The following is a 13,297-nucleotide window of genomic DNA, read 5'->3' on the forward strand; positions in this document are numbered from 1 at the left end:
TGATCAGCGAAATATCGGAGACCCCCACGGATGCGATTCATCAACTGGCTGTTGCACAAATGCATAGTTGGCCTGCTTGGCGTTGTGCAAAAGTTTCTCAGTGTTCCCACCCAGACGTTGTTTGCCGGCGCCGGCAGCTCAGGACAGCTGGCGCGTCACATGGTGGCCATGGGGCACCAGCGTATCCTGCTGGTAACCGACCAGATTCTGGTAGACCTCGGTATGGCAGAAAATATCCGTAAGTCGGTTGAAGAGGCGGGCGGAGAGCTGTTTGTTTATTGCGGCGTGCTGCCTGACCCGACCACAGCGATCGTCGAGGAGGGGCTTGCCTACTATCGCACTCAGCGCTGCGACTCGATCCTGGCTTTAGGTGGAGGCTCGTCCATTGATGCTGCCAAGGGTATTGCCGCCAGCGCGACCAATGGTCCGGTGCAGTCGCTGGTGGGTATTCTCAAGATCCGCCAGGCGCTGGCGCCGTTGTATGCCATTCCTACAACGTCTGGCACGGGTTCCGAGGCCACTTTTGCCGCAGTCATCTCCGATGCAGAGACCCATCGCAAGGGCTTTCTGGCGGACATGAAATTAATCCCACTGGGCGTAGCGCTCGACCCGCTGCTACTCACCGGTATGCCGCAGGGTGTGACGGCCGCCACTGGCGCCGACGCCCTGACGCACGCCATCGAAACCTATATTGGCCGCTGGTCGAACGATGAAGTTCGGCGCCTGTCCGGCACTGCGACCCGTCTGCTGTTTGACCATTTGCCCCGGGTCTATCGTAACGGCCAGGATGTGCAGTCGCGCGAAGCGGTATCGCTGGCCTCCTACTATGCCGGCCAGGCGATTAATCACGCCAGTGTGGGCATGGTACATGCGATTGCCCATCAGTTAGGCGGCTTGTATGGCACACCCCACGGTGTGGCTAACGCGATTGTGCTGCCCCATGTGCTCGACTGCTATGTTGAACACAGCCCCGAGGCGCTGGCGGAGCTTGCGGCCGTCATCGGTGTGGGCAGGTCCAGTCAGACTGATCATGAGCGCGCCAGCGCCTTCGTACAGGCGACTCGCGACCTGCTGGCGCAATTGGGTCTTGCGACCCGCCTGGAATCTTTTCCCACCTCCGATATTCCCGCAGTGGCTAATGACAGCATGGCGGAGTGCCGGCTGTACCCGGTGCCACACTGGGTATCCCGGGCGGAGCTGAAGACTATATTGGACAAGATAGCTGTTTAAGGAACGGACTGATGACGATCTTGAACTCGATTTGGATGAACGAAGAGCTGCGCATGCTGCACGATAGTGCGCTCAAATTTACCGAGCAGGAGCTGGGGCCGAATCGCGAGCGCTGGGAAGCCCAGGGTATGTGCGATCGCGATGCCTGGCGTACCACCGGCGCGGCCGGGCTGCTGTGCGCCAGTATTCCGGTGGAATACGGTGGTGCTGGCGGTGACTACACCCACGAGGCCGTTATTTACGACGCCATGATACGCGGTGGAGCGGCGGCGTCCGTGGGTGGCGGCAACACGGTCCACAGTCAGATTGTGGCGCACTACATTCTCGACTACGGCACCGAAGACCAGAAGCATAAGTGGCTGCCGGCTATGGCCGCCGGAGAGCTCGTGGGTGCCATTGCCATGACGGAGCCGGGCGCAGGGTCCGATTTGCAGGGTGTAAAAACCACAGCAGTGCGCGAGGGTGACGAGTACATTATCAATGGCGCCAAGACCTTTATCAGCAACGGCCAGCACGCCGAGCTTATTATTGTTGTGGCTAAAACCGACCCCGCCGCAGGCGCCAAGGGCACGTCGCTGATCGTGGTGGAGACCGAGGGGCTCGACGGCTTCGCGCGAGGCCGCAACCTGGATAAAGTGGGTTTGAAAGATGCCGATACATCTGAATTGTTTTTCAATAACGTCCGTGTGCCCACCGCCAATCTGTTGGGCGACCCTGAGGGCCAGGGCTTTATTCAGTTAATGATGCAGCTGCCTCAGGAGCGACTAGGTATTGCCTGTGCCGGTGCGACGATCGCCGAAATGGCCGTTGAGACCACCTTGGAATACACCCGTGACCGAGCGGCGTTTGGCAAAAGTGTGTTCGACTTCCAGAACACGCGCTTCAAGTTGGCGGAGTGCAAAACCGAAGCCACTATTGCCCGCAGTTTCGTCGATCAGTGCATTGCCAAGCACATTAATGGCGAGCTCAGCGCGGAAGAGGCGTCGATGGCCAAGTGGTGGTGTACCCAGAAGCAGTGCGACATTGTAGACGAGTGCCTGCAATTACACGGAGGCTACGGCTATATGTGGGAATATCCCATCGCACGAATGTACGCTGACAGTCGGGTGCAGAAAATCTATGGCGGCACCAACGAAATTATGAAAGAGCTGATCGCCAGGTCGCTCTGAGAGGGCCACGCAATCACAGGTAATCACAATGAAGAACCTATTACATACCTTACGCCGGGCCTGCGCGGTGGCCGCAACACTGGCAGTGTCCTTTGGCGCTGCCGTTAGTCAGGCCGCAGACAAGCCCAACATCCTGGTGATCTGGGGCGACGATATTGGCTGGTCCAACCTCAGTGCCTATCACCGCGGCATGCTGGGTGGCAGCACGCCCAACATCGACCGAATTGCTAACGAAGGTGCGATGTTCACTGACTATTACGGCGAGCAAAGCTGTACCGCGGGCCGCTCTGCCTTCATCACCGGCCAGCACCCGCTGCGCACTGGATTGCTGAAAGTCGGTATGCCTGGCGCTGATATCGGCCTGCAGGCGGAAGATCCCACTATCGCCGAGCTGCTCAAGCCCCACGGTTATGTGACGGGCCAGTTCGGTAAGAATCATCTGGGCGACAAGGACGAGTTCCTGCCGACCAATCATGGCTTCGATGAGTTCTTCGGTAACCTCTACCACCTCAATGCCGAGGAAGAGCCGGAAACGTATTTCTACCCGAAAGATCCTGCCTTCCATAAGCGCTTCGCACCTCGCGGTGTAATTCGCTCTTATGCGGACGGCAAGATCGAAGACACTGGCCCGCTGACCCGCAAGCGCATGGAAATGGTGGATCAGGAATTTACCGACGCAGCGCTCAAGTTTATCGACAAGGCCCACAAAGACGACAAGCCGTTCTTTGTTTGGTTTAACGCGACCCGCATGCACGTGTGGACCCGCCTGGCGCCCAAGTGGGATGGCGCATCTGGTTACGGTTTGTATGCCGATGGCTTGATGGAGCACGATTACCACGTGGGCCTGCTGCTGGACAAAATCGACGAGCTCGGCATCGCCGACAACACGATTGTGGTTTACTCCACCGACAATGGCTCGCAGACCAGCACCTACCCGGATGCCGGCGTCGAGCCGTTTCGTGGTGAAAAAGGCTCGACCTGGGAGGGTGGCTTCCGCGTTCCCGCCATGATTCGCTGGCCTGGGGTGGTAGAGCCAGGCACGGTGATCAACGACATCTTCTCGCACCTGGACTGGATGCCCACACTCTTGAGTGCGGCGGGTGAGCCCGGTGTGAAAGAGAAACTGCTCAAGGGCCACCGCGCGGGTGACATGACCTACCGCGTGCACCTGGACGGTTACGACCAGACGGAACTGCTGGCGGGCAAAGGCCCCGGTAAGCGCACCACGCTGTACTACTTTGACGACAACGCCAACTTTAATGCCATGCGCTGGAATGACTGGAAGATTCACTTCGGCTGGTCCATGCAGGGCTGGGCGGGTCAGCGTGAGGCACTGAACTTCCCGCGGATGGTTCACCTGCGTTCAGACCCCTATGAAACCTCGCTGGACTCCGGCCTGTATACGCGCTTCTTCGGTGATCAGCTGTGGCTGTTTGTGCCGGTGCAGCAGGAAGTCGGCAAGTGGCTGATGACCTTCCGCGAATATCCGCCGCGTCAGCCCACGGCGAGCTTCAGCATCGACAAGATGATTGATCAGATGCAGCAAATGATGCACGTGCGCGCCATGCAGCAGCAAGGTGCAGGTGCCCGCCCCGGGCAGTAATCCTCTTCCAGACCCCTGCCCTTCGGGGCAGGGTTAGTCCCCTCTATCCTCGCGATAATCCCCGAATTCACCGTCGCGCTGTGACAGCGCTTCGGTGAGCTTGCCTCCGCCCTGGGTGGCGGCTATGAAATCCTTGAAGCTCTGCTGGTGGGTTGCCAGCGTACAGATCTCGGTGCCCTGGCGCAGGCCGGCACGCAGGCCCATGGCTTCCATCTGGCGGTGCACGGCGCGTTTGTTGAGGGCGAGGATATCCGCCGGAATGGCGGCGATGCGTTCCGCCTGGGCAAGCGTGGCGGCCTCGAGTTCCTCCGCCGGGAAACTGCGCGTGGCCCAGCCGTACTGTACGGCTTCGGTGCCGCTGACGGAGTCGCCGGTAAGCAGCATCTCCATGCCCTTGCGCATACCCAGTAGCCACGGGTGAAACTGCATATCGGGCACGCCGAAGCGCACCGCGGGGTAGCCAATCTGGGCGTCGTCGGCCGCATAGACCACGTCGCAACCGGTGGCCAGTTCGCTGCCACCCGCCAGGCAGTAGCCGTGAACCTCGGCAATGACTGGCTTGGACAAGTCCCAGATGCGCATCCAGCTCTCTACCACGTGGCGCGGCCACTGGCTGTCGCCGCCCGCGGTGTGGAAGGGGTAGGCCTGGCCGACGTTGCCGCCGCCCAGGTCATAGCCAGCTGAGAAACATTTGCCGGAGCCGCGCACAATCATCACTTTCACTTTCGGGTCTGCATCGCCGGCCTCCAGTGCATGCAGGAGCTCACCGCGAAGCTGGTGGTTCAGCGCGTTGCGCTTGTCAGGCCGATTGAGGGCGATACGCCTCACGCCAGGCGAAGGCTCATCGATCAGTACTACTTCATAGCCATTTTCACCGTAGCGGCCTTGCGCTGCTTGTCCCTCTGCGTAGGGGTTCGCTTCGTTGGTCATTGTGATCTCCTCAATAGTGGCATTGATTGTACGCCCCGCAAGGGGCGGAAGGGATACAGCAATTTGTACTAACCCTGCTCGGGACGGCGGCGAATGAGGCGCACCAGGCGTCAGTGTGTGGTGTATGCTGCGCGTTTTGATGGTGCGAGAAACCCTATGTTAAGCCCGCTACTGGATGTGCTGACCGGCCCTTGCCCGAGGACGCCGCGCGCCTGTTTCACGGCCGTGGCCTGTGCTATGAGGGCTTGTCTTTTCTCAATGTGGACTGGTTCGAACCGGTGGTGTGGGCCGTTGTCTACGGTGATGTCGACGATGATCTGGTGGCTTCAATTGCTGCGGCGTTGGCCGCTTTCGGCGAACATGAAAGCAGGGTGCAATGTGTATCCCTGCAGCGTCGTGGGCGCGGTACAGCAAGCCAGGAGGTGATCTATGGTGCACTGCCTGAAGTCTGTTTCGCCCGTGAGGCTGGGGCGCGCTACGAACGGAATTTCTCGGCTAACCAGAATGTTGGATTCTTCCTCGACGTACGTCCCGGGCGGCAGTGGCTGCGTGAACGTGCCCAGGGAAAGCGCGTGCTTAACCTGTTTTCTTATACCTGCTCGTTCTCGGTGGTAGCGCTGCAGGGTGGGGCGGCAGAGGTGATCAATATCGATATGGCCAAGTCCGCGCTGGCTACCGGGCAACGCAATCATGCACTCAACGGGCTGCCGCCTGATGTCTTTCGCTCTACCCGCAACCTGGAAGATCTGGGGCCTTACGATCTGGTGATCTCTGACCCGCCCTCGCGCCAGAAGCGCAGCTTTGAGGCCGACAAGGATTATGCGCGCCTGCTGCAGCAGCTGGCACCGATGCTGGCTCCGGGGGCCGAAATACTCGCGTGCCTGAATGCGCCCTATCTGGGGGCGGCCTTTCTGCCCGAGCTATTCGAGGCACACCTGAAGAGCTGTGAGTACGTGGAACATCTGCCGCAGCGTGAGGATTTTCCGGAAAAGGATCTGGATTGCTGCCTGAAGATGCAGGCCTTCAGGCAGCGCTAGCGGCGCAGCGGGCGCTGCGCCGCGCGGTGCTTAGCGAATGTGACGCAGCAGGAAGGGGACCAGCTCTTCGCCGGATGGGTCTTCCAGTGGCCAGGCAGGGTCGCGGGAATAGCCCACGCTTTCCAGGCCCACCTCGTCAGCACGCTCCTTGATCGCAATGCCATGCAAAGCGTGATGTAGGAACAGGTCCACAGGGTTTTCCAGTGAGGTCGTGAAGTTTTCCACGTAAATGGGCGCATCACCAGCGTCCATGAGTTCCAGCATGTCCACTTCTGCGCGGTAGTCCAGGGTGGCCTGGTCTTCCAGCGCCTCGACGCTGGGAACACCGAGGAAGGTCAGCAGGTAGTTGGTCTGGCCCAGCGTGTTGACGAGGGTCAGAATGTCGGTGCTGCCCAGGATGTCCTCGAGGGGTGCCGTGAGCGGCAAGAGCACATCTCCCCAATCGATAATGTCATAGGTGGACTGAGTGACCAGGGCGCCGACGGCGCTGACACGGGTTGATTCACGCAGGATTTCATCCGCGTTATCCGGGTCCGCAAGGTCGTCGCGGGTGCCCAGCCACAGGCTGGCGCCGGCACCGGCGGATACGCCGTACAGTGCGACATTGTCAACATCCAGGTTCAGGCTCTCGTAGTAGTAGCGCATAAATTGCAGCGCCTGGGCTGTGTCCTGCAGGGAGGTGAGTACACCGCCTTGCTCAGCGGCTGCGACAATGTCACCGCCCTCTTCGGGTACCGTGAGCAGGGTGTAGTTGATGGTGGCATAGGCCACGCACTCCTGCAGGAAGGCCCGTACGTCATCGGCGAAGTTGTTATGGGCGCTGGATTTGTCGCCGCCGGTAAAGCCGCCGCCGTGGATGTAGATGACCAAGGGTGTCGGGTCATCGCATTCCGGCAGGTAGATATCGAAAAGGTTGCGCTCATCATCGCCGTAGGGCACGTCGGCGGAAAACTTGGCAGAGATGTTCGGCAGGTCGATTGGCGCCGTTGTGAAGGTCAGGTCCAGGGTTGGCCGGGGCACCTGAGCGGGGCTGCTGGGGCGGCTCGAATCAGAGCTGTCGCTACAGGCAACGAGGGTAGCACCCAGTAATACCGGGGCTAGAACACGGAGCAATTGCATGTGTCACTTCCAAAAGTTATTTTGAATCGCGACAGTAGCAAAATGTACTCATTGTTTACATTTTAATCAGCCTGAAAATCTGGACGGAATCACAAAAATGGAAAGAAATCGCCTCGGCCGCAGTGGCATTGTCGTCTCCGATATCTGCATGGGAACCATGACTTTTGGTAACCAGGCGGATGAGAAAACCTCATTTGCCATTATGGATGCCGCGTACGACATCGGCATCGATTTTTACGACACGGCAGAGGTGTATCCGGTCCCTCCTGAGGAACGCTATATGGGCGTGACGGAGGAGATCGTGGGCCGCTGGCTGAAAACCAAGCCGCGCGATTCCATCATTCTCGCCACCAAGGTGGCGGGTCCCGGTCACGGCTGGATTACACCGCCGGTGCGCTCGGGGAAAACCGGCCTCGATCGCCACCACATTGTACGCGCCATCGAGGGCAGCCTGCGGCGTCTCGATACCGACTATGTAGATCTCTACCAGACCCACTGGCCCGATCATGATTATTACTATGAAGAAACCCTGCGAGCCCTCGAGGAGCTGGTGGATTCGGGCAAGGTGCGGGTATTGGGTTGCTCCAATGAAACCAGTTGGGGGCTGACCAAGAGCCTGTGGGCGGCGGACAAGCACGGTCTGCCTCGCTATGAGACGATCCAGAACAATTTCAGCCTCAACCAGCGGCGCTTTGAAGATGAGTTGGCCCAGGTGTGTCGGCAGGAAGAGGTGAGCCTGTTGCCTTACTCACCTTTGGCGGGCGGCGTGTTGTCGGGCAAATACAATGACGGGGCGACCCCGGCAGGTGCACGCTTCACCAACTACCTCACCGCCGGAGAGCGGCAAAAGAGAATGGCTGCCCGGTTTATTAATCCGATCGCCGAAGCCTCTACCAAGCGATTTACTGCGATTGCCGCAGATGCAGGCCTGTCACCGGTTACCATGGCGGTGGCCTGGAGCAAGCAGCACGATTTTGTCGCGTCGACGATCGTAGGAGCGACCAGTATGGATCAGATGCCTGACATTCTGGCGGCGGCTGACGTCACGCTCAGCGCGGAAACCATGGCCGCAATCAATGCCGTGAGCCGGGAGCTCAAATATCCGATGGGCTGAGCCCTCGCGGCCGGTGTTTAGTGGTTAATCGGGAGAATATGTTTTGTTGAAGAAGTTGTTGCTGGTGCTGTTGGCCGTGGTGGTCATCCTCGGTGTTACTGCCGCCCTGATGTTGGGCCGCGCCGCGCCGCCGGAGCGACAGGTGTTTATCAACGGCAAGATTCTGACCATGGATGCTAGCAACAGCATTGCCAGCGCGGTTGCTGTGGAGCGCGACCGGATTGTTGCGGTGGGCGACGAGGCCGCGATTGCAGCGTATCGGGATGGCGCCCAGGTGATTGATCTCGGTGGCAAGGTCATGATGCCGGGGATTATCGATGCTCACGGTCATTTTCCCGGCACCGGGGCGCGCGCCATTATGGCGGATCTGAACAGTCCGCCGATTGGCTCGATAGAGGAGATCGCCGATATACAGGCGGCGCTGCAGCCCTTTGTTGATCAGACAGCACCGGGCAAGTGGGTGTCGGCCATGGGTTATGACGACACCCTGTTGGCTGAGAAGCGCCATCCCACCAGGCAGGAACTGGATGCGGTGTCGACGGAGCACCCCATCTTCATCACGCATGTGTCGGGTCATATGGGGGTGGCCAACAGCCTGGCTTTGGAAGTGTCGGCTATTGATGCCAGTACCCCGAACCCCGAAGGTGGGGTAATTGTGAAGGACCCCGCCAGTGGCGAGCCCACAGGTCTGCTGGAAGAGACGGTGGCCCAGGAAATCCAGGTGGGCACGGCCGCTGACACCATGACTCCGGGCAATCTCATTGCCATGTTTAATACCGCGGTGCACGACTATGTGAGTCAGGGCGTGACCACGGGCCAGAGCGGCGGTGCAATGGGGCCCATGTATCAGGGCCTGGCCTGGGCGAGCAAGCTGGGGCTGGTGCCCTTCCGACTGGAAGTGTGGCCGTTCTGGAAACTCCTGGGCGAAGACGTGCTCACGGGTGAGTTCGATTTAACGCCCTACGAAACGCCGTACTTTCGCGGACAGACCATGAAGATCGTTTCGGACGGGAGTATCCAGGGCTTTACCGGTTATCTCGCTGACCCCTACCACACGCCTTTCCGTGGCGATGCAGACTATCGTGGCTATCCGATTTTTCCACGTGCGGAGCTGGTAGAGATCGTTGGCCGGGTGCATGCCACGGGTATGCAGATGGCTATTCACGCTAATGGTGATGCGGCGATTGATGACGTCATCCACGCCTTTGATCTGGCCCAGCAGGCCAATCCTGTCGCTGACCCGCGCCTTATTCTGATTCACTCGCAAATGGCGCGGGATGACCAGTTGGATGAGATGAAACGCCTGGGCATTACGCCCAGTTTTTTTTCTGCACATACCTACTACTGGGGTGATCGTCACCGTGATATTTTCATGGGGCCCGAGCGCGCCCGGCGCATGAGCCCAAGCCAGTCAGCTCTGGAGCGTGACCTCATGTTCTCCACGCATCTGGATTCGCCGGTGGTGCCGATGGAGCCTATGCGGATGCTCTGGGCGACGGTGAATCGTATTTCCACCGGCGGCGAAGTGATCGGTGAAAGGCAGCGTATTCCCGCGATGGAGGCATTGCGCGCTATCACGATTAACGCGGCCTACCAGATATTCCGTGATGATGAACTGGGTTCGATAGAGCCGGGTAAATACGCTGATCTGGTCGTCCTCGATGGCGATCCTCTGACAGATCCCGCGGCGATTGCAGATATTCAGGTGTTGCGTACGGTCGTCGGCGGATTAACCGTGTTTGAGCGCTAGTCGACATTCCTGCATCTGGCTGCCCTGTCCAGTGCCAGACTTTGCTAGACTGCTTGAGGCCGATGCGGAGCGTCGGAGAATAATAAGACTCGACAAGGATGAAGCACTATGACCATTCGATACTCAGTGGCGCTGCTGTGCCTGTTGGCGCTACCCGTCGCCGCCGCTGAATGGGCTGAACCTATCGAAGCTGCCGCGGAAGAAGCCAGCATTACCAAGGCTTTGGACTCGATTGAGCGTGGCAACCTCGAAAAGCACCTGAACTACCTGGCAAGCGACGAGCTCCAGGGGCGTATGAGTGGTGAGCCCGGCTATGATGCCGCGGCCAAGTACGTGGCCGAGCAACTGGCTGCCGTGGGTGTGGAACCCGCCGGATTGTTTGGTGGCTGGTTTCAGGATGTGCCCCTACTGCGCCGACAAATTGATGTCGACGGCGCTGCTATCACCGTACATACCGATCGTGGCGATGCCGGGCTGCGATGGAAAGACGATTTTACGATGGGCGGTGATCAGGTGCGCGACGAAACTACCGTGCGTGCGGAAGTGGTCTACGCAGGCTTCGGCGTGCACGCGCCTGAGCTGGGTTATTCCGATTACGACGGAGTGAATGTTAAAGGCAAGATCGTGGCTATTTTCGGCGGTGCCCCCGCCAGTTTTCCGCACAATGAGCGGGCCTATTATTCCTCCGGGCGCACCAAACGCGACCTCATGGTAGAGCGTGGCGCAGTGGGCTACATCTACATGCGCTCACGTAGTGATCAGCAGCGCCGGAGTTGGGACGTGGTGACACTCAATGCCGGTGTGACCGCCGGCATGTCCTGGAAGAACTTGCAGGGCGAGGTGGCCGACCACCATCATCAGTTGGAAGGTAGCGCCCTGGTGAATGAGGCTGTGGCCCCGGATATTTTTGCACCGTCGCCGATCAGCTTTGAACAGGCACTGGATGCCGCAGAAGCGGGCCGGCCGGCGTCCCAGCCACTGGGTGTGGAAATGACGCTGACCCAGAAGAGCGAGCACACTGATATAACCAGCCCCAATGTGGTGGGTGTGATTCGCGGCTCTGATCCTGAGTTGGCCGACGAGTATATCGTCTATACCGCGCACCTCGATCATATTGGGGTTGGCACACCTGTCGATGGTGACGCTATCTATAACGGCTTTTACGACAATGCCATGGGTGTCGCGCTGATGATTGAGGCGGCCCGTGCGTTCAAGGCGATGCCGCGGGCACCGGCGCGATCCATTTTGCTGGTCGCGGTAACAGGTGAAGAGCGCGGGCTATTGGGGTCGGATTATTTTGCCCAGTACCCAACGGTGCCCGCCGAGGGAATGATCGCCAATATCAACCTGGACATGCCTTTGCTGCTCTATCCACTGGCCGACATCATCGCCTTCGGTGCCCAGCACTCCACTCTGGATGTACCTATTGCACGTGCGGTTGAGGCCGAAGGGTTTGCGTTGACCCCTGACCCCATTCCCGAAGAAGTGCTTTTTATCCGCAGCGATCAATACTCCTTTGTTCGCCAGGGCGTGCCCGCGGTATTCCTGGTTCCGGGGTTTACCTCAACCGACCCAGACATTAATGGTGGCGCCTTGTTTCAGGGGCATTTGAAAACCCACTACCACCGGCCCAGCGACGACCTCTCACGCCCGGTGGACTGGCCGTCCGCGCTGCGCTTTGCGCGCGCCAACGTGCGTATTGGCCTCGAAATTGCCAAAGATAAGAAACCACCTCGCTGGCATGAGGGTGACTTTTTTGGCGAAAAATTTTCCAGAGAACAGTGAATTGGATGACTGACAAACAGCGTAGTACCGCCGCGGTTGTCGCGGCTTTCATGGGGGCTGTGTCCCCTTCGGCAATGGCGGGTATCGACACTGCGGTTGAATCCGTCATGGCGCCAGCCGCAGCGCTGTTGTCAGCCTTTGTGTTTGCCAGAGTCGATGTGTTTGGCGTCGAAATTCCCTGGATTGTGTTGTGGCTTGCGGTGGCGGCGACATTTTTCACCCTCTACATGGGCTTTATCAATGTCCGCGGTTTCGGGCTTGCGCTGCGCCTGGTGAGAGGCGATTACCACGACCCTAAAGCCCGCGGCGAAATTTCCCACTTCCAGGCCGTCGCCACGGCGGTCTCCGGTACCGTCGGCGTGGGCAACATCGGCGGTGTCGCGGTGGCCATTGTTATCGGCGGCCCCGGCGCTGCCTTCTGGTTGATTGTGGCGGGCCTTCTGTCCATGTCGACCAAACTGGTGGAGTGCACTCTCGGGGTGAAATACCGCAAGCACAATCCGGACGGGTCGGTCTCCGGTGGCCCCATGTATTACCTGGAACACTGGCTGAGCAGCCGCGGTCGTCCGGGCATGGGTAAGGGGCTGGGCAGATTCTATGCCCTGTCACTGGTGATTGGCTGCCTGGGGATCGGCAATATGTTCCAGTCCAACCAGGCTTACGTACAGTTTGTAAGCATCACCGGAGGTGAAGCGAGCTTTTTTGCTGACAAGGGCTGGTTGTTCGGGCTGGCGATTGCCCTGTTGGTGGGCGCCGTCATTATCGGCGGTATCCGCTCGATCGCCGCGGTGGCGGGCAGGATTGTCCCGTTTATGGCTGTGCTCTATATGTGCTCTGCACTGGCGATTATCCTGATGAGCATCGAGCACTTGCCCGCGGCGGTGAACCTGATCGTCAGTAGTGCGTTCACCCTGGAGAGCGCCACTGGCGGCATGATTGGCGCCATGATTGTCGGTTTTCAGCGCGCGCTGTTTTCGAACGAAGCGGGGCTGGGGTCCGCCTCCATCGCCCACTCCGCGGTGCAGACTGATCACCCGGCCTCAGAAGGGCTGGTCTCGTTGCTCGAGCCCTTCATCGATACCGTGGTGATCTGTACGCTGAGTTCTCTGGTGATTGTGGTGACGGCCTATCCGGCGGGCTTGATGGACCAGGGGCTGGAAGGTATTGCCCTGACCTCGGCGGCGTTTGAGCACCATATCGACTGGGCGCCTTATCCGCTGGCCGTGGCGGCGTTGTTGTTTGCCTTTTCTACGGCAGTGGCCTGGTCGTACTACGGCCTGAAGGCATGGACTTATTTGTTCGGCGAGCACCCTCTCAGTGAGAATATCTTCAAACTGATCTTCTGCTCATTCCTTGCCATTGGCTGCATGATTCAGTTGAGCGCGGTGCTGGACTTTGCCGACGCCATGGTATTCCTGATTTCCGTGCCGAATATTCTCGGCCTGTACCTGTTTGCCCCGGAGGTGAAGCGGGAGGTGAGTGAATTCATGGCCAAGGTGAGGAGCGGAGAAATCCGTAACTACCGGCGCGACGGCGCGCTGGGCAATACAGACTGAGGAA

General features: G+C 59.2%; 10 protein-coding genes. 8 read left to right on the plus strand and 2 right to left on the minus strand.

Annotation, left to right across the window (positions count from 1 at the left end):
• Positions 1-30: 30 nt before the first annotated feature.
• From BST95_RS04950 to BST95_RS04960, 3 genes are read left to right on the plus strand one after another with little or no spacing between them, the layout of a single operon-like run.
• Entirely contained in the window at positions 31-1,230 is a 1,200-nt protein-coding gene (locus BST95_RS04950; protein ID WP_084198395.1) for an iron-containing alcohol dehydrogenase, read from the plus strand.
• An 11-nt stretch (positions 1,231-1,241) separates the two neighbouring features.
• On the plus strand, positions 1,242-2,399 hold the full coding sequence (locus BST95_RS04955) for an acyl-CoA dehydrogenase family protein (protein WP_084198396.1): 1,158 nt from the start codon (positions 1,242-1,244) through the stop codon (positions 2,397-2,399).
• A gap of 28 nt (positions 2,400-2,427) precedes the next feature.
• On the plus strand, positions 2,428-4,002 hold the full coding sequence (locus BST95_RS04960; protein WP_084198397.1) for an arylsulfatase: 1,575 nt from the start codon (positions 2,428-2,430) through the stop codon (positions 4,000-4,002).
• A gap of 33 nt (positions 4,003-4,035) precedes the next feature.
• On the opposite strand, the gene BST95_RS04965 is transcribed toward BST95_RS04960, so the two are convergent.
• On the minus strand, positions 4,036-4,932 hold the full coding sequence (locus BST95_RS04965) for an enoyl-CoA hydratase-related protein (protein WP_084198398.1): 897 nt from the start codon (positions 4,930-4,932) through the stop codon (positions 4,036-4,038).
• Positions 4,933-5,123: 191 nt separating this feature from the next.
• On the opposite strand from BST95_RS04965, the gene BST95_RS04970 reads away from it, so the two are divergent.
• Positions 5,124-5,969 (plus strand): class I SAM-dependent methyltransferase, encoded by an 846-nt coding sequence (locus BST95_RS04970; protein WP_084198399.1) that lies wholly within the window; start codon positions 5,124-5,126, stop codon positions 5,967-5,969.
• 30 nt (positions 5,970-5,999) lie between these two features.
• Here BST95_RS04970 and BST95_RS04975 read toward each other — a convergent pair whose 3' ends face one another.
• On the minus strand, positions 6,000-7,088 hold the full coding sequence (locus BST95_RS04975; RefSeq protein WP_084198400.1) for an alpha/beta hydrolase: 1,089 nt from the start codon (positions 7,086-7,088) through the stop codon (positions 6,000-6,002).
• Positions 7,089-7,185: 97 nt separating this feature from the next.
• Between BST95_RS04975 and BST95_RS04980 the strand changes: the two genes are divergently transcribed.
• From BST95_RS04980 to BST95_RS04995, 4 genes are all read left to right on the plus strand, one after another.
• On the plus strand, positions 7,186-8,202 hold the full coding sequence (locus BST95_RS04980; protein ID WP_084198401.1) for an aldo/keto reductase: 1,017 nt from the start codon (positions 7,186-7,188) through the stop codon (positions 8,200-8,202).
• Between the two features lie 43 nt (positions 8,203-8,245).
• Positions 8,246-9,952, plus strand: a complete 1,707-nt coding sequence (locus tag BST95_RS04985; protein WP_229801766.1) for an amidohydrolase — start codon at positions 8,246-8,248, stop codon at positions 9,950-9,952.
• 108 nt (positions 9,953-10,060) lie between these two features.
• The gene (locus BST95_RS04990) at positions 10,061-11,737 is read left to right on the plus strand and encodes a M28 family peptidase (RefSeq protein WP_084198402.1); all 1,677 of its coding nucleotides are present in this window, start codon (positions 10,061-10,063) and stop codon (positions 11,735-11,737) included.
• Between the two features lie 5 nt (positions 11,738-11,742).
• Positions 11,743-13,293 carry an alanine/glycine:cation symporter family protein gene (locus BST95_RS04995; protein WP_084198403.1) on the plus strand — a complete coding sequence of 517 codons (1,551 nt, stop codon included), beginning with the start codon at positions 11,743-11,745 and terminating at the stop codon, positions 13,291-13,293.
• Positions 13,294-13,297: the final 4 nt, after the last annotated feature.

The organism is Halioglobus japonicus, from assembly GCF_001983995.1.
GTDB lineage: Bacteria > Pseudomonadota > Gammaproteobacteria > Pseudomonadales > Halieaceae > Halioglobus > Halioglobus japonicus.